Source organism: Peptoniphilus indolicus (genome assembly GCF_900454665.1).
GTDB classification, from domain to species: Bacteria; Bacillota; Clostridia; order Tissierellales; family Peptoniphilaceae; genus Peptoniphilus; species Peptoniphilus indolicus.
The window spans coordinates 681,598-698,341 of record NZ_UGTH01000001.1 but is presented as its reverse complement, the minus strand read 5'-3'; the positions used below and the strand labels follow the sequence as shown (position 1 = coordinate 698,341).

Annotated in this window: 20 protein-coding genes; 18 read left to right on the top strand and 2 right to left on the bottom strand. The window is 32.9% G+C overall.

Annotated features, from left to right (window positions below; all coding sequences use genetic code 11):
* Nucleotides 1-72: 72 nt before the first annotated feature.
* The 5 genes from secG (at nt 73) to DYE58_RS03310 (ending at nt 5,031) form a co-directional block, all read left to right on the top strand.
* Nucleotides 73-297: a preprotein translocase subunit SecG gene (secG, locus tag DYE58_RS03330; protein ID WP_040552117.1), complete on the top strand. Its 225-nt coding sequence runs from the start codon at nt 73-75 to the stop codon at nt 295-297.
* A gap of 15 nt (nt 298-312) precedes the next feature.
* Nucleotides 313-2,313, top strand: a complete 2,001-nt coding sequence (locus DYE58_RS03325) for a sodium-translocating pyrophosphatase (RefSeq protein ID WP_004819432.1) — start codon at nt 313-315, stop codon at nt 2,311-2,313.
* A 168-nt stretch (nt 2,314-2,481) separates the two neighbouring features.
* The gene (locus DYE58_RS03320; RefSeq protein ID WP_004819430.1) at nt 2,482-3,378 is read left to right on the top strand and encodes a DMT family transporter; all 897 of its coding nucleotides are present in this window, start codon (nt 2,482-2,484) and stop codon (nt 3,376-3,378) included.
* Nucleotides 3,368-4,297 (top strand): magnesium transporter CorA family protein, encoded by a 930-nt coding sequence (locus tag DYE58_RS03315; protein WP_004819429.1) that lies wholly within the window; start codon nt 3,368-3,370, stop codon nt 4,295-4,297. The genes DYE58_RS03320 and DYE58_RS03315 overlap by 11 nt, the downstream gene beginning before the upstream one ends.
* A gap of 95 nt (nt 4,298-4,392) precedes the next feature.
* Nucleotides 4,393-5,031, top strand: coding sequence for a cytidylate kinase-like family protein (locus DYE58_RS03310; protein ID WP_115312012.1), 639 nt, complete (start codon nt 4,393-4,395; stop codon nt 5,029-5,031).
* 48 nt (nt 5,032-5,079) lie between these two features.
* Here the strand turns inward: DYE58_RS03310 and DYE58_RS03305 are convergent, their stop codons facing one another.
* Together DYE58_RS03305 and DYE58_RS03300 are read right to left on the bottom strand one after the other, a co-directional pair.
* A complete protein-coding gene (locus DYE58_RS03305) occupies nt 5,080-5,340 on the bottom strand; it encodes a glutaredoxin domain-containing protein (protein WP_115312011.1) in 261 nt (86 codons plus the stop codon).
* Nucleotides 5,337-5,792 carry a DUF188 domain-containing protein gene (locus DYE58_RS03300; protein ID WP_004819423.1) on the bottom strand — a complete coding sequence of 152 codons (456 nt, stop codon included), beginning with the start codon at nt 5,790-5,792 and terminating at the stop codon, nt 5,337-5,339. The genes DYE58_RS03305 and DYE58_RS03300 overlap by 4 nt, the downstream gene beginning before the upstream one ends.
* Before the next feature lie 64 nt (nt 5,793-5,856).
* On the opposite strand from DYE58_RS03300, the gene DYE58_RS03295 reads away from it, so the two are divergent.
* The 13 genes from DYE58_RS03295 to DYE58_RS03235 all read left to right on the top strand — a co-directional run bounded on the left by DYE58_RS03295 (nt 5,857) and on the right by DYE58_RS03235 (nt 16,737).
* Complete coding sequence (locus DYE58_RS03295) at nt 5,857-6,102, top strand: pro-sigmaK processing inhibitor BofA family protein (protein ID WP_004819420.1); 246 nt, start codon at nt 5,857-5,859, stop codon at nt 6,100-6,102.
* A gap of 8 nt (nt 6,103-6,110) precedes the next feature.
* Entirely contained in the window at nt 6,111-7,211 is a 1,101-nt protein-coding gene (locus DYE58_RS03290; protein WP_115312010.1) for an LCP family protein, read from the top strand.
* 193 nt (nt 7,212-7,404) lie between these two features.
* Nucleotides 7,405-7,809, top strand: coding sequence for a DUF3842 family protein (locus tag DYE58_RS03285; RefSeq protein WP_115312009.1), 405 nt, complete (start codon nt 7,405-7,407; stop codon nt 7,807-7,809).
* Between the two features lie 143 nt (nt 7,810-7,952).
* Nucleotides 7,953-8,705, top strand: coding sequence for an ATP-dependent sacrificial sulfur transferase LarE (gene larE, locus DYE58_RS03280; RefSeq protein ID WP_040552404.1), 753 nt, complete (start codon nt 7,953-7,955; stop codon nt 8,703-8,705).
* On the top strand, nt 8,695-9,450 hold the full coding sequence (gene larB / locus DYE58_RS03275) for a nickel pincer cofactor biosynthesis protein LarB (RefSeq protein ID WP_004819411.1): 756 nt from the start codon (nt 8,695-8,697) through the stop codon (nt 9,448-9,450). The genes larE and larB overlap by 11 nt, the downstream gene beginning before the upstream one ends.
* Nucleotides 9,447-10,718: a nickel pincer cofactor biosynthesis protein LarC gene (gene larC, locus DYE58_RS03270; RefSeq protein WP_004819410.1), complete on the top strand. Its 1,272-nt coding sequence runs from the start codon at nt 9,447-9,449 to the stop codon at nt 10,716-10,718. The genes larB and larC overlap by 4 nt, the downstream gene beginning before the upstream one ends.
* An 18-nt stretch (nt 10,719-10,736) precedes the next feature.
* The gene (locus DYE58_RS03265) at nt 10,737-11,258 is read left to right on the top strand and encodes an ECF transporter S component (protein WP_004819407.1); all 522 of its coding nucleotides are present in this window, start codon (nt 10,737-10,739) and stop codon (nt 11,256-11,258) included.
* The gene (locus DYE58_RS03260; protein WP_004819405.1) at nt 11,255-11,848 is read left to right on the top strand and encodes a class I SAM-dependent methyltransferase; all 594 of its coding nucleotides are present in this window, start codon (nt 11,255-11,257) and stop codon (nt 11,846-11,848) included. Before DYE58_RS03265 ends, DYE58_RS03260 begins: the two co-directional genes overlap by 4 nt.
* Nucleotides 11,849-11,874: 26 nt before the next feature.
* On the top strand, nt 11,875-13,491 hold the full coding sequence (locus DYE58_RS03255; protein ID WP_004819402.1) for an ABC transporter substrate-binding protein: 1,617 nt from the start codon (nt 11,875-11,877) through the stop codon (nt 13,489-13,491).
* An 8-nt stretch (nt 13,492-13,499) separates the two neighbouring features.
* Nucleotides 13,500-14,474, top strand: a complete 975-nt coding sequence (locus tag DYE58_RS03250) for an ABC transporter permease (RefSeq protein WP_115312330.1) — start codon at nt 13,500-13,502, stop codon at nt 14,472-14,474.
* Entirely contained in the window at nt 14,464-15,339 is an 876-nt protein-coding gene (locus DYE58_RS03245; protein ID WP_245946040.1) for an ABC transporter permease, read from the top strand. Before DYE58_RS03250 ends, DYE58_RS03245 begins: the two co-directional genes overlap by 11 nt.
* A gap of 4 nt (nt 15,340-15,343) precedes the next feature.
* Nucleotides 15,344-16,114 carry an ATP-binding cassette domain-containing protein gene (locus tag DYE58_RS03240; RefSeq protein ID WP_004819396.1) on the top strand — a complete coding sequence of 257 codons (771 nt, stop codon included), beginning with the start codon at nt 15,344-15,346 and terminating at the stop codon, nt 16,112-16,114.
* An 11-nt stretch (nt 16,115-16,125) separates the two neighbouring features.
* Nucleotides 16,126-16,737 (top strand): ABC transporter ATP-binding protein, encoded by a 612-nt coding sequence (locus tag DYE58_RS03235; RefSeq protein ID WP_004819395.1) that lies wholly within the window; start codon nt 16,126-16,128, stop codon nt 16,735-16,737.
* The last annotated feature ends 7 nt before the right edge of the window (nt 16,738-16,744 follow it).

Below are 16,744 nucleotides of genomic sequence, written 5' to 3'. Positions count from 1 at the left end.
TTTCAATTGATTTTGAAAATTTATTGTGGTAGAATTAATGCATTGTGGATAAATAAAATAGGAGGTTTTACAGTGGAATTATTTTTAACAGTAATTATTGCCATTTCATCGCTCGTTTTAATTGGCACTGTGGTAGTTACTGAGAGTGCTCAAGCAGGACTTGGCACATTACAGGGAGAACAATCAAATCTATGGGGAGAACATAGAGGAACAAGCAAGAAGGAAATTGAAAATCGCATTATAACAGTATCATCTATAATATTTTTAGTTTCCGTAATAGCACTTTCAGCAATATAGGGGGTATACGGAAGAATGAACGTTTATATTTTAGCTATAATAGCCGGAGTTTTAGCATTAGCTTTTGCTTTCTTTAAAGCGTCTTTTGTGTCTAAACAAGATCCGGGAAATGAAAGAATGAGGGAAATTTCTTCATATATACAAGACGGTGCAATGGCATTTTTAACAAGAGAATACAAAGCACTTGTAGTATTTGTAATAGTTCTTGCAGCAATTTTAGCTGTTGGACTTCACAGTGTGGCAACGGCTCTATGTTTCATTGCAGGAGCTATTTGTTCAGTAATCGCAGGTTATGTGGGTATGAGAGTGGCAACACGTGCAAATGTTAGAACTGCAAACGCAGCTAATGTTTCAGGTCTTGCAAAAGCACTTGATATCGCATTTTCAGGTGGTGCTGTAATGGGTATGTGTGTTGTAGGTTTGGGGATCATAGGCATCACAGCAGCTTATATGTTAACTCAAGATACAACTATAGTTACAGGATTTTCACTAGGGGCTTCTTCAATCGCTCTTTTTGCAAGAGTTGGTGGTGGTATATACACTAAAGCGGCAGATGTTGGAGCTGACCTTGTAGGTAAAGTTGAAGCGGGAATTCCTGAAGATGATCCAAGGAACCCAGCTGTTATCGCTGATAATGTAGGTGATAACGTAGGGGACGTTGCAGGTATGGGTGCGGACTTATTTGAATCATATGTTGGAGCTCTTTTATCAGCTATCACTTTAGGAGTTGTTGCATATCAAGAAAATGGTATAGCGTATGCTCTATCAATAGCAGCAGTAGGTATAATCGCTTCAATTATAGCAGTGTTTTTTGTAAAGGGAGATAAAGACCCTCAAAAAGCTCTAAATGTTGGAGAATACATCGCAGCTGGAGCTAGTATAATTGCAGCAGCTGTATTATCAAATATGATATTTGGTAACTTTAAACCATTTGTTCCCGTAATCGCAGGTATATGTGTTGGACTTATAATATCTAAAATAACTGAGTACTATACAGCGGACGAATACGCTCCAGTACGAAGAATAGCATCAGAATCTGAAACAGGTTCTTCTACAAACATAATTTCAGGACTTTCTGTAGGAATGATGTCTACAGTTGGACCAATCATAGTAATCGCTATTGGTATAATGGTTGCCTTTATAGGTGCTGGTGGAAATGAATCATCAGTTCACGGATTATTTGGTATAGCTCTTGCAGCAGTAGGTATGCTTTCAACTACAGGTATGACAATTGCAGTTGACGCTTATGGGCCTATAGCTGACAATGCTGGAGGTATTGCAGAGATGTGTGAACTTCCAGAAGAAGTAAGACAAATAACTGATTCACTTGATGCAGTAGGTAACACAACAGCGGCTATTGGTAAGGGATTTGCAATTGGTTCAGCAGCTCTTACAGCCTTAGCACTATTCGTTTCATATATCAACGCAACAGGATTAGAAGGAATTGACGTATCTAAACCAGAAGTTATTGCCGGAACGTTTATCGGTGGTATGCTTCCATTTGCCTTCTCTGCTTTGACAATGTCAGCAGTAGGAAATGCAGCTTCTTCAATGATTGATGAAGTAAGACGTCAATTTAGAGAAATCCCAGGAATCATGGAAGGTAAAGCAACTCCTGAATATGCAAAATGTGTAGACATTTCTACAGGAGCAGCTCTTAAAGAAATGATTGTTCCAGGAGTAATAGCAGTAGTAGTTCCAATAGTAGTAGGTCTATTACTTGGAGCAGAAGCTCTAGGTGGATTACAAGCCGGAGCTCTTATCACTGGTGTATTAATGGCAATCTTTATGTCAAACTCTGGTGGAGCTTGGGATAATGCTAAGAAATTTATCGAAGGTGGAGCACACGGTGGAAAAGGTTCAGAAGCTCACAAAGCAGCTGTAACTGGAGATACTGTAGGGGACCCATTCAAGGATACTTCAGGACCTTCATTAAATATTCTTGTAAAACTTATAACAGTAGTATCATTAGTATTTGCACCACTATTCGTAGCATTTGGTGGAAAATTATTCTAAGATATTTAAAGCACAGGTTAAATTGCCTGTGCTTTTTTGCGCAAAATTTTAAGGAAAATTAAAATAAATATTTAAATTGCTAAAAGATAATAATTTTTAAAGTGTCTTTAAAGTTTAATTTAGGTCTGTTACACTGTGTATATAAGTTATTTATTGGGAGAAATATTTATGGATAAAAATAAATTAAAGGCATCTATCTATTTACTAGTTGCAGCGGCAATATGGGGTTTGACATTTGTAGCACAGAGTAAAGGTATGGAATACATAGGCACAATGACGTTTTCTGCATTAAGATGTTTGATTGGCGGATTTGTGATACTTATTATGAGGATGAATCCGTTTTTAAGAAAAGCTATACTTGATGAAGAAAGTGTTGTCGTAGATCAAGCAGCTACAAGAAGAGGGGGAATCCTAACAGGAATAGTGTTGTTCTGTGCAATGAATATACAGCAAATAGGAATAGTAGATACAACTGTGGGTAAGGCGGGTTTTATAAGTGCACTCTATATAATAATAGTACCGATACTCATGATGTTTAGAGGGCATAGACTGTCTAAAAAACTAATAGTTTGTATTGTACTATCTGTAATAGGAGTTTATTTATTGTCAGTTAAAGAAAATTTATCAATAAATAAAGGGGATTTAATAGTTTTTATTTCCACTGTATTTTTCTCTGTTCATATGCTTATAATAGCGTACTATTCTCCGAGAACAGACGGATTGAAATTTAATGCTTATCAATTTATAATATGTGGACTTTTAAGTACAGTAGGAGCGGTTTTATTTGAAACCATTTCATTAGAGGCTATAAAGTTGGCGATGTGGTCAATACTTTATGCTTCAATAATGTCAAGTTCTGTGGCATTCACATTACAGATAATGGCTTTAAGACACATAGATGCGGCTTTGGCATCTTTGATAAGTTCAATAGAATCAGTTTTTGCAGCGGTAGGTGGTTATTTAATACTTGGAGAAATTTTAACTAAAAGAGAATTAATAGGATGCCTGTTGATGTTTATTGCAATTATGGCTGCACAGTTGGGAAATAAAGAAAATGGAAAATAAATATTATATTGAGAACAATAAATTGACAATGTCAGAAAATGGTGAAAAGTTTTTTTGGATAGAACTTATAAATCCTAATCAACAAGAAATAGATGAAATACTTACAAAATATAAAATTCCAAAGGACTATATATACTCTGTGCTAGATGATGAAGAAGTTCCAAGAGTTGAAGTTTGGGAAAGTGGGGCAGCTAATTTATTTTTACTAAGTCATCCAATAAAAATAAATAATTGTAGTTATATAACAAGACCGATATCAATGATAATGGTTGATGGAATTTTGATTACAGTTTCTACTGAAAATTTGAAGTTGATAAACAAAGTTAAAAATTCTTATGAAGAGAAAGGTTTGGGAGAAGATAGCGAGAGTTTATCTACAGAAATTGCATGGGCAATTTGTTCTGAATTTGTAAAAAGTGTTAGAGAATTAAATGAAAGTATAGAAAAGATTGAAAAGACAGTTCTGAAAAATAGTGATGAAAAAGCTTTTTCAGATATGATAGTGATACAAAAGTCGCTTATAAAATTTAGTATGGCAACCAGAGAAAATGGACCGGTAATAGAAAAGATGTTCGAGTCATATTCTAAATTAAAAAGTGATAAGGCATCTGAATTGTTACATGATTTGCTTGTTGAAAACAAACAAGCTCGAGTGATGATTGAAGAGTCTACAACTATAATGGAGAATTTATCTGATTTGTATTCAAATTTGATTTCACATAAATTGAATGTTGTAATGCAAGTTTTGACTTCTATAACAATAGTGATGACTGTACCAACTATAGTTGGTGGATTGTGGGGAATGAATGTAAAACTTCCGATTGAAAATCATCCGGCGGCATTTTGGATTTTGGTACTGCTTAGCATGGTAATATCTTGGTATATAGTGAGGATATTAAAGAGAAAAGGCTATCTATAGAAATTATTTAGTGCAATCTTAGAAATCATCATCTAATTTTTAATAAATTATTTATTCTAATGTGAGATAATATATTTAATAAGGAAGTGGTGAAGATGAATTTTTTTAATAAATTGTTAGGTAATGCAAATGTATCTAATGATGTAATATATACAATTGACAGAGAACATGGTACTGGAGCTTTTGAGATAGCTTCGATACTTGGCAAAAAATTAAATATTGAAGTTTATGATGAAGACATAATAGAGTTAAAAACCTTGGAGAGCCAAGTAGACCCTTCAAATGTAAAAAAAGATGATACATTTTTACAGGGAACCGTGTATGATTTATACAGAGAAAATTATTCTTATTCACAAGAAGATATCACGAGTAATGACGCACAATTTTTAGCTAATTCAAAAACAATAAGAGATTTAGCTAAAAAAGGTTCTTGTATAATGATGGGGAAGTGTACAAATTATGTTTTGAGTACGGGAAAAATATTCAATGTTTTTTTGACCGCACCGGAAGAATATAGATTAGAAAAGATAAAAAATAGATATAAATATGACAATGCAAAAGCTAAAAATGAAGTTCAAAAGATAGATGCAAGGAGAAGAAACCATTATCAAAAGTATACAACAGGACAGTGGGGCTACTCCTCAGATTATGATATAACAATTGATGTATCAAAATTTTCTGTACAAGATGTAGCAAATATAATATTAAGAGCATCTGAATTAAAAAAATATTAAAAATTAGGAGATATTTACAAAGTCGTAGTTATCTCCTTTTCATTAAAATTATAAATTTTTTAAGTCGAGCTCAGATGAGAAAGAATAAAATTTTTCTCCATCTCCAACCATTATAGATGGTACACCAACTTGACAATTAGCTTTTATAGAGTTGAAAAAAGAATCTTTGTCTCTATATTTTAAGAAAGCTTTTAAGTTAGCCATGGATTCGGTAATGTCGATTATTTTATAGTCGAGTGAAGAGTTTTCAAAAGCTTCTAAAGCTGGGGGACAATCTGGACATAAACTTGATATAAATAGTGTTATCATAAAACACCTCCTGTTTGATTTGCAAAGTTAGATAAAAAATTTCTAACAGAAGCTATAAAATTTTGAGTATCTATTTTTTTGCGTGCACTAACTTTTGAATATATACCCTTTTTTCTAAGATTTCTGTTAGCATGTCTAGTGTCTAAGTGGAACAAAATATTATCGTTAGTTATATGATTTCCATAAAAGTCTATAACGTATGAGCCCTTTGCCAAGATGAGAGCTGATAGAGCTCTGTCAGCAGTTATAGTTAAGTCTTCGTGTTCAACGTGGTTTGCAATATATAAATCTGCAGAGTCAGAAGATATGTCAACACTAACAACAGTTGCATATTCGCTTTTTATGTTGGTTAGATAATTTTTAACTATTATTAATTCTACATTGTATTCTCTTGCTAAATTTATTAGTTCAGAAGTAATGGGAGAACCATCAGCATCAAGATAAATCTTCATTAAATCACCTCTTATTTTAAATAGTGTGATTACATGATATAATAAAAAATTAGGAAGTGAAAGTATGGAACTTTATGTTGTAGGTGCAATAGTTGCGATACTATCTGCATTAATTATATTTAAGTCTATAAAAATAGTTGTTAAAGTTATATTAAACACAATCATAGGAGCTATAATTCTCTATGTTGCAAACATTTTATTGAGCTCTTTTGGTATTTACATAGTAATTAAACCAATAGTGGCATTTTTGACAGGCTTATTGGGAGTACCATTCGTTATAGCTTTAATCATACTGAAATTATTTATTTGAGGTGTAGAGTGAAATATGTATTCAGAATAGTCGCAGTTTTAATGCTGTGCTTGTTAGCAGGGGTAGTTTTGCTATTATACAGAATAAAACCTGATTATGAAAACAAGGGAAAAATTAGTTTAAAAGACAAAAAAGAAGAATCTATCCTAGACACTAAGGGGACGGAAGTTTTTAACAATGATGAAGTGTTGAGAGTGCTTGTTTTAGGAGTTGATAAAACAGCTACTAAACAACTTTCAGAAGAAAAAAATGGAATGAGAAGCGACACGATAATGTTATTCTCAATTGATCCGGTAAGTAAAAGGGTACAATTACTATCAGTTCCAAGAGATTCTTATGTGAGGATTCATGGATATGATAAAAATAAAATAAATGCTGCATTTAGCGATATAGTTTATCCTAAGGGAGGATTAAAACTTGTGGCTTCTACAGTTGAAGATTTATTGAATGTGAAGATAGACCACTATGCTTTAATAGATTATAAAGCAGTTACACAAATTGTTGATGCTGTTGGGGGAATGGATGTAGAGTGGGATAGACCTGACTATATTTACAAAGATGATTGGGTAGTGCCACCTTTAGAAATAAGCATGAAGAGGGGAATTAACCATTTAGATGGTAAAAAGGCAGTTGACTATCTCAGAATAAGAAAAGCTTATGAAGGTCAAGATATAGATAGGATAGGAGCGCAACAAGGATTTTTGATGATGCTTTTTGAAAAATTGAAGTCACCTGCAATGCTATTAAAAATTCCAGAATTACTTGATATTGTTGATGAGTTTGTGGAAACAGATTTGACTTATGGACAAATGGTTACTTTAGCAAGGTTTGGAATTGGAATAGATAGAGAAGACATTTCAACAGCTACCCTTGAAGGGGTACCTGTAAATGGTGTAAAGATTGGCAGAGATAAAGTTTCTGTTTACAAGATAGATGAAAAATTTGCAAAGGAAGTATCTCTTAGAAGTGAAGTTGTAGAATCTGAAGACAGTGTAGAAAATGGAAGCACAAATGTTTCAAATAAAGACAATGATGAGAAAAACGATAAGAGAAATTTAGATTCAAATAACGATAGAGAATCCAAGAAACAAGGTAAGAAGAAAAAATAGTTTTATAAAATTTAAACTTTATTTAAAATAAGCTCAGAAGTTTCTGGGCTTATTCTTTTAATGTAAGGAGACTATTTTATAAAGGACAATTAGAGAAAAAATTAAAGGATTTAATCTTAATTCTATTTGGAATTTAAAATTCATAGAAAATAAATGATATAATTATTTATATTTAAGATTTAAAGAGGTAGTTGTGAATATATTAGTAATTGATGCTCAGGGTGGCGGACTTGGCAAACAAATTGTTCAAGCCTTAAAAGAAAAGTATAAAGATCTAGAAATTATTGCAGTTGGTACAAATGGTATTGCAACCACAAATATGTTAAAAGCAGGAGCGAGCTTTGGAGCGACAGGCGAAAATGCTGTGGTAGTAAATTGTGCAAGAGCCGATGTAATAGTTGGTCCAATTGGGATTTTATTAACTAATTCATTATATGGCGAGATAACGGCAAAAATGGCAGAAGCGGTAAGTCTTAGTAGAGCAAAGAGGATTTTAATTCCGTTTTTACACGATGATAACGTTATTGTGGGAATTAATGAATACTCTATCAAAAAATTGATAGCGCTTGCGGTTAAGGAAGTTGAAAAAATTTTATAGTTGTTTGAGTTGAATCTTTTATATGAAGTAAAGGATGACTAGAGAAGTAGTCGGTTAAAAATTCAAACGGTCTTTTAATAGTACTATGAAAGTATGCAATCTCTGTAGGGATTTGCATGCTTTTTATTTGTGAGGAACAAAGGATGAATTTAAAGGAATTCTTTAGCAAAAATAAAAAAGTTGCAATTGCTTTTTCGGGTGGAGTTGATTCTGTTTTTTTGTTACAACAAGCTCTAAAAAACAAAGCTGAAGTGAGAGCATATTATGTGAAATCAGATTTTCAACCTGAGTTTGAGTTTAAAGAAGCAAAATATTTTGCTCATGAATTAGGAGCGGATTTAAAAATACTAGAAGTTGATGTCTTAAAAGATGTCCGTATAGAGAAAAATGATAAGGATAGATGTTATTTTTGTAAGCAAAAAATTTTTGGAACTATTATTGAGGCAGCAAAAATAGATGGGTTTGATGTCTTATTAGATGGGACAAATGCTTCGGATGAATATGAAGATAGACCGGGGATGAGGGCAAAAGAAGAGATGAAGGTATTATCTCCACTTAGAGAGTGTAATTTGACTAAATCTGAAATAAGGGAATTGTCCAAAAAAGAAGGATTGGCAAGTTGGAGAAAACCATCATATTCGTGCTTGGCAACGAGAATAAAGACAGGAATGAATATAACAAAAGAAGATTTAGCAGTCATTGAAAAAGCAGAAGCATTTTTAATGAATCTTGGGTTTAAAAATTTTAGAGTCAGGAAAATAGACGATGTTGCAAAAATTGAAGTTACGGGGAAAGACTTCGAAAAGATAATTTCATTTAGAAAAGAAATAGTAGATGAATTTAAGAAGTTTTATAGAGAAGTGACACTGAATTTAGAGGTGAGAGATGAAGAATGATATTAAAAAAATTTTAGAGTCTGTAAAAAATGGAGAAATTTCAGTTGAAGATGCACTGTTAGAATTAAAATCTAAACCTTTTAAAGATATAGAGTATGCAAAGATAGATTTTCATAGAAAAGTAAGACAAGGCGTTGGAGAAGTCATCTACGGTGCAAGCAAGACTGCAAATCAGATGATAGGAATTATTTCTACAATGCTTGAGAATGGACAAGGTTCAATTTTGATTACGAGATTAAATGAAGATGCAGCAAGAGAGATAAAAAAAATACACTCAATAGAATATTATGAAGAAGCAAAGATAGGGATATACGGGCCATTAAAGAAACCGAATGGAATTGGTAAGATTGTAGTTGCTACGGGAGGAACAAGCGACATTCCGGTAGCGGAGGAAGCAGCTTTGACATGTGAATTCTTAGGAAATGAAGTGGTTAGACTCTATGATGTAGGGGTTGCAGGACTTCATAGAATTTTAGGGCATCTTGATGAAATAATGAGTGCAAGTGTTGTTATCACCATCGCAGGTATGGAAGGAGCGCTTGCAAGTGTAGTAGGAGGCCTTACAGATTGTCCTGTTATTGCGGTTCCAACAAGTGTTGGATATGGAGCGGCATTTAATGGAGTAGCGGCACTTTTATCAATGCTTAATTCATGTGCAAGTGGAGTGAGTGTTGTAAATATAGATAATGGATTTGGAGCGGGTTATACAGCCAGTATGATAAATCATATGGAGGTCAAGAAATGAAAACTTTATATTTGGAATGTTCAATGGGAGCGGCTGGAGATATGTTGACAGCGGCGATATTAGAACTGTTTGAAGATAATGAAAAGCAAATAGAAAACTTAAATAATCTTGGAATTGAAGGGATTAGTTTTGAAAAAGTGGATTCTTTTAAGTGTGGCATAAAAGGAACTCGTATGGTTGTAAAAATAAATGGAGAAGAAGAGAAAATCGACGAACATGAACACCATCATGAACATCACCACCATCATCATGGAGACCATGAACATCACCACCATCATGAAGACCATGAACATACACATAGTCACCATCACCATGAACACGGGCATCATGTGCATAGAAGTATGAAAGATATTGAAGAAATAGTTCGTAATATAAAAGTGTCAGAGAAAGTTAAAAAAGACATTATGGAAGTTTATAAGCACATAGCAGAAGCAGAAAGTGTAGCTCATAATGTTGATGTTTCAGAAATTCACTTCCATGAAGTTGGAACTATGGATGCAATAGCAGATATAACAGCAGTTTGTTTTTTGATTGATGAGTTGGAAGTTGAAAAGATAATAGCATCTCCAATAAATGTTGGAAGTGGACACGTACATTGTGCACATGGGATATTGCCTGTTCCAGCTCCGGCAACAGCTTATATATTAAAAGATGTTCCAATGTATACTTCTGAAATACGCGGAGAACTTTGTACTCCTACCGGAGCGGCTATATTAAAACATTTTGTATCAAAATTTGAAGAAATGCCTAAATTGAGAGTTGAAAAAATAGGTTATGGAATGGGGAAAAAAGATTTTGAGAGAATAAACTGTGTAAGAGCTTTTTTGGGAGAGACCAAAGACTCAGAAGAAATAGTGTATGAGTTGTCTTGTAATGTTGATGATATGAGTGCTGAAGAAATTAGTTTTGCAATGGACAGATTTTTTGAAGCTGGAGCTAAAGAAGTGTATACAGTTCCAATAGGAATGAAAAAATCAAGGCCGGGAACTTTGATAAAGGTAATGTGTAGAGAAGAAGATAAGAGTAATTTATTAGAGCTTATATTTAAACACACTACTACTATTGGTATTAGAGAAACTCAAACTTCTAGATATATTTTAGATAGAAATATTGAAGAAATCGAGACTTCTTTAGGCACGATAAGATTTAAGAAATCTTATGGATATGGAGTGAGTAGGGGAAAGTTTGAATACGATGACCTATCAAAGATAGCAAGAGAAAATAACTTGAGTATTTTTGAAGTGAAAGAGAAAATTAGAAAAAAATAATTTTATAGGAGGAAATTTATGAGAAAGAATACGACAAAAGAATTGATTTTAGCGGCATTATTTATAGCTTTAGGATTGATTTTACCAATGGTATTTCATGCTATTGGTGCAGGACCGGTATTTTTGCCTATGCATATTCCTGTTTTATTAGCGGGGTTTTTCTTGAGTGTGCCTTATGCAGCTTTAGTTGGAGCCTTGACTCCAATTCTTAGCTCTGTGCTAACCGGTATGCCACCAATGTTTCCTGTATTACCTTTTATGGTTTTTGAACTTTTGACTTATGGAGCAGTTGTAAGCTATATTCACAACAAGGTAAAAGCTAATATATTTGTGTCATTAATAGTGGCTATGATAGCAGGAAGAATTGTATCTGCGATTGTAGTTTGGGTTTTAGCTTCTTTCTTTATGGCTAAGTTACCGGCGCCTACAGTGTTTATTACTGGAGCTATTGTAAAGGGAATTCCAGGAATTATAATTCAGCTAATATTTATTCCGGCCATTGTATATATTTTAAATAAACAAAAAAGGCTTGAAATATGAATCAAAGAGAATTTTTTAATTCAATGGCTGAAAAATGGGACAGTTTTTGTAAGCACGATAATAAAAAGATTATAGAGATTTTGAATTTATTAGAAATTAAACCAAGTGATAAAGTGCTTGACGTTGGAACGGGGACGGGGATTTTGATTCCATTTTTACTTGAAAGAGTTGGTAAAGGTGGAGAAGTGTGCGCGGTTGATATCTCTGAGAAAATGATAGAAGTTGCAATGAAAAAGTATGCTGCAAGTAATTTGACATTTAAGAATGAAGATATTCTAGATTGCGATTTAAACACTAGATATTATGATAAAGTTATATGTTATTCAATGTTTCCTCATTTTGAAGATAAAAAGAAGGCGATAGAAAAGCTTAGAAAATATTTAAATGAAAATGGAAAGTTAATTATATGTCATTCTCAAAGTAGAGAGGCAATCAATAATTTACACAAGGATTCGTCAATTGTGGTAGAAAAGGATATTTTGCCAAAGATGGAAATTTTAGAAAATTATTTTATAGGAGCAAATTATAAAGTATTAAAAAAAGTAGATAGTGAGGAAATGTTTGTTGTGATTGCTAAAAAGATGGATTAAATCTAACAACATTAGTAGGAGGAGTTATGAAAAAATTTTTAAAAAACGCTTTGTTGATAATGATGCTGTTATTTGTAATGGTAGCTTGCGCAGATAAGAAAGAAGAGAATACAAAAGAAACTACTGCTAAAAAAGATGAATTAGTTCTGGGGTTAGGTAGTGAGCCGGAACAAGGTTGGGACCCAATACATGGCTCAGGACATTATGGGACTGCTATTTTTCAGTCAGCTCTATTTAAAAGAGATATTGATTTGAATATAGTTCCGGACTTAGCAAAAGAATATAAATTATCTGAGGATAAGAAGGTATATGAAATTACATTAAGAGATGATGTAAAGTGGTCTGATGGAGAAGTTTTTACGGCGGATGATGTTGTCTTTACATATAATTTAGCTAAAGAAGAAAAGACGCCAGGAGTTAATTTGAGTAGGCTTTTAGAAGCTAGAAAATCAGACGAATACAAGGTTGAGATAGAATTGAATCAGCCGGATATTTCGTTTATGTCCTCTATGTGTTCACTGTCAATTGTCCCAAAACACGCTTACAATCAAGAATATGGGAAAAATCCAATCGGGACAGGGCCTTTTAAGCTGTTGGAGTGGAAAGAAGGGCAACAACTTATTGTAGAACCTAATGAATACTATTACGGAGACAAAGTTCCGTTTAAAAAATTAACTTTTTTATTTTTCAAGGATGATGATTCTGTTTTGGCAACAGCTAAATCAGGAGACTGCGATATGATAAAGATTCCTTACACTGCTAAAGATATAAATGTAGAAGGATTTCATGTTGAAAGTATAAAGTCAATAGATAACAGGGGAATTTCAATGCCTGTTGTAAAGAATGAAGGAAAGGTGACAAACGATGATACAATGTCGCCGGGAAGTCCTATTGGGAATGATGTAACTTCTGATCTTGAAATTAGAAAAGCACTTAATATAGCTATGGATAGACAAGAGATAATAGATAATGTTCTAAATGGAGAGGGAACTAAGGCAAATTCAGTTGCCGATGAAATGCCTTGGTACAATGAACAAACTAATGATTTATTTGATGGTGATATAGAAGGTGCAAAGAAGATTTTAGAAGATGCAGGTTGGAAAATGGGAGCTGATGGAGTACGCGAGAAAAATGGACTAAAAGCAAAATTTGATTTGCTGTACTCTTATAAAGAAAGAGAAAATATTGCACTGTACTTCGCTGAGAGAGCAAAAGAAATAGGCATAGATGTGAATCTTGTATACGGAGATTGGGATTTTGTAACTCCAAGAATGTATAGCAGTGCTGTTTTATTTGGGTGGGGAGGATATGACCCTCTAGAGATGTACTATAACTATTCTAGTAAATTTAAAGGATTTGAATATTATAATGCAAATCAATATGCAAATGAAAAAGTTGATGAGTACTTTGAAAAAGCTCTATCTAGTGATAATGTTGATGCACTTTATGAAAATTTCAAGCTTGCTCAATGGGATGGAGAAACAGGTTTATCATGGAAAGGTGATTGCCCGTGGATTTGGTTGGTAAATGAAAATCATCTATATTTAGTTCGCGATGAACTTGAAATAGGAAGACAAAAAATACAACCTCATGGTGGGGGTTGGCCAATGATTGATACAATTTCTAATTGGAAATGGAAGTAATTTTTAAAATGAAAAAGATTATAAAACAAACTTTATTCTTTTGTGTTTTAATTTTAAGTATTTCTTTTATATCTTTTTTATTGATAGATCAATCGCCTATTGACCCTGTTGCTTCATTTACAAGGAGCAGGGCAATAGGTTTAACACTAGACGAAAAACAAGCCCTAATATTAAAATGGGGCTTAGATAAATCGCTATTTGAAAGATATATAATATGGCTTAAATTTTTATTAAGAGGGAATTTAGGAATCTCAAATATATATAATAGACCAGTTTTAGAAATAATAAAAAGAGGGTTTTCATCTTCTATTATGCTAATGGCATGTGCATGGCTTCTACAGGGGATATTTGGGATTGTATTAGGGATCGTTGCAGGGGCTAATGTAGGCACAATAAAAGATAAAGCAATTAAGTTATATGCTTTAATTTTTGCTGCAATGCCTACATTTTGGATAGGGTTGATGTTGATAGTTGTGTTTTCAATAAAATTGAATTGGTTTCCGGCATCTATGGGTTCGCCAATAGGTGTTAGAGATATAGATGTAAATTTTTTACAAAGGTTAAAATATATGGTATTACCTTGTATAAGTCTTGTGTTGGCAGGAGTCTCAAATATAATTTTACAAACACGTGCTAAAGTTGAAGACATTTTAAACTCAGACTATGTACTTTATGCAAAGGCAAAAGGATTAAAGAAGAGAGAGATACTTTGGAACTATGCTTTTAAAAATATGATTTTACCTGGACTGACACTTCAATTTACGTATTTTAGCGAATTGTTTTCGGGGACTGTATTAGTAGAAAATGTTTTTAATTATCCGGGCTTAGGGAATTTGACAGTTGAGGCTGGGCTTAGAGGTGATACGCCTTTACTGTTGGGATTAGTGGTTTTTTCCGGTGTGTTTGTATATGTGGGCAATAGAGTTTGTGATTTACTATATTTATTTATAGACCCAAGGCTTAGGAGGAAAAGTGGAATTTAATAAAGATATAAAATCAAAAATAAAAATTTTTAAAAATACTAATCAACGAAAATCACAAAGACAAATAACATTAACTATAATGACCGTAGCAATATTTTTTATAGCATATATATTTATAAGTTATTGGAGAATAAGTGAAGCAGATTTAAAAGTTAATTTTTCTGAAAAGTTTCTAGGTCCTAGTTTAGAGCATCTTTTTGGAACTGATGCAGTAGGCAGAGATATGTTTTTAAGGACAGTTAAGGGCCTTGGGATATCAATTTGTGTAGGAATGGTTGCAAGTTTTTCCAGTGTTTTAATAACTATGACTTTTGCAATTCTATTGACTGTGTTTGGCAAAAAGACAGATATTATTGTGAATTGGCTGATAGATATATCTTTAGCAATACCACACATGGTGTTTTTAATTGTAATTGCTGTAGCAGTTGGAAGAGGGGTTAAAGGGATTATAATTGGAATAGCACTGACTCATTGGACTTCTCTTACTAGAATTATAAGAGCTGAAATTTTGGAGATAAAACAAGAAAACTACATAAAAATTTCACAAGCTATGGGTAAGAGCAGTTTATATATTGCATTTAATCACGTTATACCTAAAATATTACCACAGATTTTAGTTGGAACTATATTGTTATTTCCTCATGCAATATTACATGAGGCAGGAATAACATTTTTGGGATTTGGATTTGATGCATCTACACCGGCGGTGGGAATAATTTTGTCAGAGGCTATGAAATATTTAATTTATGGTTATTGGCATTTGGCAATATTTCCGGGGATAGCATTGGTGAGTATAGTAGTATGTATTAATTTTTTAGGAGAAAGTTTAAAAGATTTAATTTGCCCATATTCTTATCACAGGTGATTTTATGTTATTAAATATAGAAGATTTAAGCATTTCATTTCTACAGTATGAAAAAGGTCTTAGAGTAAGAGAATTAAATGTAGTACACAATTTAAACTTAAAAGTTGGAGCTAATGAAGTTGTTGCGATTGTTGGGGCGAGTGGGTCCGGAAAGAGTTTATTAGCTCATGCAATCTTAAATTTATTACCATATAATGCTGTTGTAAGGGGTGAAATTTATTATAAAGAGCAATCGTTAAACAATAGATCTATTGAAAAGCTGCGTGGTGAACAAATTTGGTTAATTCCACAGACGGTAAACTCATTAAATCCACTTTTAAAAATTAAAAAGCAACTTAAATTTTATAAAAGAGATGAAAAGAAATACGAAGAAATGTTAAATCAGTTTGGATTAAAAAAAGAAGTCCTTGATAAATATCCATTTGAACTTTCGGGGGGGATGGCAAGAAGGATACTCGTCAGTGAAAGTATGATTAGTGAAGCTGACTTGATAGTAGCGGATGAACCAACACCAGGTATGGACGACTTGGGTGTTGAAGAAACAGTTAACTTTTTTAAATCCTTAAAAGAGAGAGGAAAATCAGCTTTAGTCATAACACATGATTTGAAAATGGCACTTGAGTTTGCAGATAGGATTGCAGTTTTTTGGGATGGGACAATTATAGAAGTTGAAGACATAAAAGATTTTGAAAATAATGGCTTAAATTTAAAGAACGATTACACAAGGAAGTTGTTAAGAGCTTTGCCTGAAAATGAGTTTAAAGTTGACTTTTAGGAGAAGAAATATTGATAAAGTTAGAAAATGTGTGTTTTTCTTATGACAAAACAACTCCAATTATAAAAAATTTGAGTTTAGAATTAGATGAAAATGAAATTTTGGGAATTGTGGCTCCGTCTGGATATGGGAAAAGTACTTTGGGACAGTTGATGAGTGGATATCTAAAACCAAACTCAGGTAAAATTTTAGTGGATGGAGAAGACATAGAAAAATTGCAAGGATTTTTAAAAGTACAAATGATTCATCAGCATCCTGAAAAAAGCATAAACCCAAACTGGAAAGTATCAAAAATTTTAAATGAAGGTTGGAACGTAAGTGAAGAAGTAATTAAAAGTTTTGGAATAAAAGATTTCTGGTTAAGAAATTTTCCAAATGAGCTATCTGGAGGAGAGTTACAGAGAATATGTATAGCCAGAGTTATGCATGAAGATACTAAGTATTTGGTAGCTGATGAAATAACTTCAATGTTAGATGCAATAACACAAGTCAAACTTCTGGAGGAATTAATCAACTATGTGAGACAGAGAAAGATGGGCATGTTATTTATATCACATAATTATGCTTTGATAGATAAAATATCAGATAGAATAATTGACTTAAAAGAGATAAATAAGCGATAAATGGATC